5 protein-coding genes are annotated in these 4,723 nt (G+C 38.3%); all 5 read left to right on the forward strand.

Translation table 11 applies throughout. From position 1 onward, the window contains the following. On the forward strand, positions 1-500 hold a 500-nt coding region (locus WFK35_RS20705; RefSeq protein ID WP_336734378.1), incomplete at its 5' end, for a peptidoglycan-binding protein LysM. A gap of 199 nt (positions 501-699) precedes the next feature. Then, positions 700-1,245, forward strand: coding sequence for a peptidoglycan-binding protein LysM (locus WFK35_RS20710; protein WP_336734380.1), 546 nt, complete (start codon positions 700-702; stop codon positions 1,243-1,245). A gap of 197 nt (positions 1,246-1,442) precedes the next feature. Then, positions 1,443-1,988: a peptidoglycan-binding protein LysM gene (locus tag WFK35_RS20715; RefSeq protein WP_336734382.1), complete on the forward strand. Its 546-nt coding sequence runs from the start codon at positions 1,443-1,445 to the stop codon at positions 1,986-1,988. A gap of 79 nt (positions 1,989-2,067) precedes the next feature. After that, the gene (locus WFK35_RS20720; RefSeq protein WP_235131012.1) at positions 2,068-2,871 is read left to right on the forward strand and encodes a COG1470 family protein; all 804 of its coding nucleotides are present in this window, start codon (positions 2,068-2,070) and stop codon (positions 2,869-2,871) included. Positions 2,872-2,877: 6 nt separating this feature from the next. Beyond that, a partial coding sequence (locus WFK35_RS20725; RefSeq protein WP_442892095.1) for a COG1470 family protein occupies positions 2,878-4,723 on the forward strand: 1,846 nt, incomplete at its 3' end.

The following is a 4,723-nucleotide window of genomic DNA, read 5'->3' on the forward strand; positions in this document are numbered from 1 at the left end:
TATTAGGAACCAACAATGTTCAGGCGCAGAATACAACCGCAACAACAACCGTAAACATTACTCTGAACGATGTAATCTCTATTGATGCCGGAAGTACTGCATTTGGCAACACTGTTAACTTCAACTACGCTACTTCAACAGACTACAATTCTGACCAAACCGTTACCAAAGCCAACTCTTTGAAGGTTACCTCAACAAAGAATTTTAATGTGAAAGTAAAAGCAGGAGGTGCGAATTTCGTGAATGGAACCAACCTAATCCCTGTTAGCGTATTGACAATTAAAGCAGCCACCGCTCCCGGAACTATGGGAGGAACAAAAAATGCTGTTGTTTTATCTTCAACAGATCAGACGTTAGTATCAAACGCTCCGCTTGGAAGCGCATTAACGCTGAATTTGGACTACACCATTCCGGCAGCAAAGTCGTCGTCTTCTGACATCTTAGGTAAGCCGGCAGGAACGTACACGCAGACCGTAACCTATACTGCAACAGCTTTATAATAAAAACACAAATTTATATACGCCCTCAACACTTTTAGTATTGAGGGCTTTTCTATTTGACACAAATAATTGATCCTGTAGTTATTTTACTACATCAACTTCCAGCTTCCATTACAGAGAAAATTTTTTCGCCGACATACATTTGTAGTGTTCAAAAGGGAACAAATTAACAAGAATAAAAATTAAATATTACATTATCATGACAAAACAAATTGCAATCGCAGCATTAACTATCGGAGCATTTATTTTAGGAACTAACAATGCTCAGGCGCAGAACACCACCGCAACAACAACGGTAAACATTACCCTAAGCGATGTAATCTCTATCGATGCGGGAAGTACTGCAATCGGGAACACTGTAGATTTCAACTACGTTACCGCATCAGACTATAATTCAGATCAAACAGTAACAAAAGCCAACTCATTAAAAGTGACTTCAACAAAGAATTTTAATGTGAAAGTAAAAGCAGGAGGAGCTAATTTCATGAATGGAACAAACCTAATCCCTGTAAATGTTTTAACCATCAAAGCAGCTACAGCTTCAGGAACTATGGGAGGAACAAAAAGTGCTGTTGTTCTATCTGCAACGGATCAGACATTAGTATCAAACGCTCCGCTTGGAAGTGCATTAACACTGAATTTGGACTACACCATTCCGGCAGCGAAGTCGTCGTCTTCTGACATCTTAGGTAAACCGGCAGGAACGTACACACAGACTGTAACTTATACTGCAACGGCTTTATAATAAAAACACAAATTTATATACGCCCTCAATACCTTTCTAAGTGTTGAGGGTTTTCTATTCAAGAAAAGAATAATCCTGTAGTTATTTTACTACATCAACTTCCAGCTTACATTACAGAGAAAATTTTTTCGCCGACATAAATTTGTAGTGTTCAAAAGAGAACAAATTAACAAGAATAAAAATTAAAAATAAATATCATGATAAAACAAATTGCAATCACAGCCTTAACAATCGGAGCATTCATATTAGGAACCAACAATGTTCAGGCGCAGAATACAACCGCAACAACAACCGTAAACATTACTCTGAACGATGTAATCTCTATTGATGCCGGAAGTACTGCAATTGGCAACACTGTTAACTTCAATTACGCTACTTCAACAGACTATAACTCGGATCAAACAGTAACAAAAGCCAACTCATTAAAGGTTACCTCAACAAAGAATTTTAATGTGAAAGTAAAAGCAGGAGGTACGAATTTCGTGAATGGAACCAATCTAATCCCTGTCAATGTATTGACAATTAAAGCAGCTGCTGCTCCCGGAACTATGGGAGGAACAAAAAGTGCTGTTGTTTTATCTTCAACAGATCAGACATTAGTATCAAATGCTCCGCTTGGAAGCGCATTAACGCTGAATTTGGACTATACCATTCCGGCAGCAAAGTCTTCTTCTTCCGACATTTTAGGTAAGCCGGCAGGAACGTACACACAGACAGTAACTTATACTGCAACGGCTTTATAATAATTTTTTTTAGTTTGTAAGGGGCATTTTGTTACGTTTTCAGTAGTTTTGGGAATCTTTATTTTAAACAATTTTCACCATGAACAAGTTTATCTATCTTTTCATTTTCTTTATAATCACAGGATCTTCTTCAATTCTGGCACAAAGCATCTCTATGTCTCCTACACGCTTGTTTTTCACCGGTAATCCGGGAGAAAAAGTGACAAGAACAGTCACTCTTCAAAACAGCTCGGAGAAAGATTATGTTTTTAATCTAAACTATAAAGACTGGGTTAGAGAAGAAGACGGAAATAAGGTTTATCTTGATCCGGGCAGTTCAAAAACTTCCAATGCATCCTGGATCTCAACTCTGGAAAACACAGTAACCGTTCCTGCAAGAAGTACAAAGGAGATTGTAGTAACCATGCAGATTCCTGCAAACGCATCCAAGTCTGATGTTACCAACAGTATGTTGTTTTTCACACAGCTTCCTCAGCAGGCAGATAAAACACGTATTCAGAATGGTATTGGTATCATCACCCTATTTGAAGTGGGACTTCACATCTTTTACACTCCACCGGGGAATCATGTAAAAAGTCTGGATATTACCAACATCTCAGAGGTGAATAGTGAAAATGGAGCGAAAAGAAAAGTGGCAGTAAACATCCATAATGACGGAAATACCATCAATGATGCCACCGTTGAGTTTGAACTAACCGACAAAGACAGTGGTAAAGAAATAAAATTGACTCCAATTTCCATCTCCATGCTTCCCGATACCAATCAGACCGTTCAGTTTTCTTTACCTGAAAACATTTCCGGCAACTTCCTTGGTGTAGCAATTATCAAAATGGCAGAATCTAACGATTTACGCGTAGGCGAAAAAAACTTTAATTTTAAATAGAAAGTCTTGAAATCACAAAATGGAATATCACAATTAATCCTAAGAAGAACCTTCTTATCTTTTTTATTGGTTCTTCTGCACTTTTCTTTGGCATTTGCTCAGGAAAAGAAGGATATTCAGATCCATTTTGAGACTGACAGTATAGCTGTTGAGAAGGGTTCAACTTTTACTGATTTCTTAGTGATCGAGAATAAAAGTTCTGAAGCAATTACCATTCAGAATATCACACCTGAGGAAACATATCCGGGATTGCTTTTCTATCCCAAAAACGACTTTACCTTAAGCGCAGGACAGTCTAAAAATCTTCCTGTGAAACTGATCGCCAATCTGGATTTTATGAAAATGAGATCCAATGAGATCAGATTCAATATTTCTTACGCCACTCCGGCGGTTACCAAAACTGAAAGCGCCTCATTTTTTGTTAAAAAAGAAGAAAACAAAAACATCGCAATTTACACAGCCAGCTACGAAAATTTTATTAATCCGGCTTTGCCCGAATCGTCAATTCTGCTGATTGCGGAAAATCAGGGTTACAGTAAGCGAACCGTAAAGATCGATTTACAATCCATTCCGGATGGTCTGGAAATGATGCCCAAACAGCAAATCGTAACTCTGGAAGGATTAGAGAAACAAACCATTGAAATAAAAATCAGAGTCAGACAACAGAATACGCTTTATCCGGAATTTAATATTAATGCAATCGCCACAGATCTGCTTGATAATAAAATTGTGGGAAGCAACACGCTCTATCTGGTGATTTTATCGCACAACAGACAAATTGCCCGCGGAAATGAAGCGGTGAACGGAAGTAATTTTGCCGAAATCAGCTATAATGAAAACAGTTCAGGATTCAATTATCTGCAATTGAGAGGAAACACCGCATTCAGGATCGCTGAGAATTTAAAATCGCGCTTCAATATGGGAGCAGATTATTATCTTGAAGACGGCCGTTATAATCTGTATGATACTTGGCTGGAACTGGAGAGAAAAAACACCGTATTACGGGTGGGAAATGTTAACGGCAACGATTACGATTACCCTGTTTTCGGAAGAGGCGGAAAAGTTTCGACCAGATTTGGTAAAGATAATCAGCTTGAAGTTCTTGCACTGGAGAATAATTATAATCTGTATGGTACTTATTTCAAACAAACTGAAGGATCTACAATAGCCGGAGCAAAATATGGTTTTGGAAACGCTAAATCTTTCACCGGAAAAGTATCTTATATATTCGATCACGATCCGCGCTTTAACGTAGATACACAGGTAACAAACGCGACAACATCATTTTTAATTAATGATAAACATGTCATCCGTACAGAAGCCGGTCTTAGCCACGAAAAAGGACTTTCTAACAAAGATGAGAACACAGGCGCTTTAATGGCTGCCAATTACGAGGGAAAAATAGGGAAATGGGATGTACAATCTATTAATTCCTTTGCCTCCAAAAGTTATGCGGGGATTAAAAGAGGATCTTTTATCACAAATCAACGAATCAGCCGTCAGTTTTCGGATTCTCAGCGCGCTTTCATACAATATCAGAATTCGCAGGTAAACCCGGAGTTCCTGAGTTTCCAGAGTGCGCCGATCCAGCCCGGAAATACTTCTAATGTGCGTTATTATTTCAACAGCACAGAAGTTTTGGGATCAGGTTACCAGTTTTCTCTAAAAAAATGGAATTTTCTACTGGCTCCAAAGGTTGAAAGGCAAAAAACAGCAAATTTTTATACATCGCAGGAGCTTTTTTCTTACCGACTTGAAACCAACATCAATGCTACATTTGGTTCGCACGGATTGAATTTAACAGCGGAATATTCTTATTCAAAAGATAAAAATAAGGACGATTGGTTCAACA

The organism is Chryseobacterium sp. VD8 (assembly GCF_037149975.1).
GTDB classification, from domain to species: Bacteria; Bacteroidota; Bacteroidia; order Flavobacteriales; family Weeksellaceae; genus Chryseobacterium; species Chryseobacterium indicum.

Coding starts and splice junctions, on each gene's coding strand:
- WFK35_RS20710 (WP_336734380.1), top strand. CDS start 700: ATGACAAAACAAATTGCAATCGCAGCATTAACTATCGGAGCATTTATT.
- WFK35_RS20720 (WP_235131012.1), top strand. CDS start 2,068: ATGAACAAGTTTATCTATCTTTTCATTTTCTTTATAATCACAGGATCT.
- WFK35_RS20715 (WP_336734382.1), top strand. CDS start 1,443: ATGATAAAACAAATTGCAATCACAGCCTTAACAATCGGAGCATTCATA.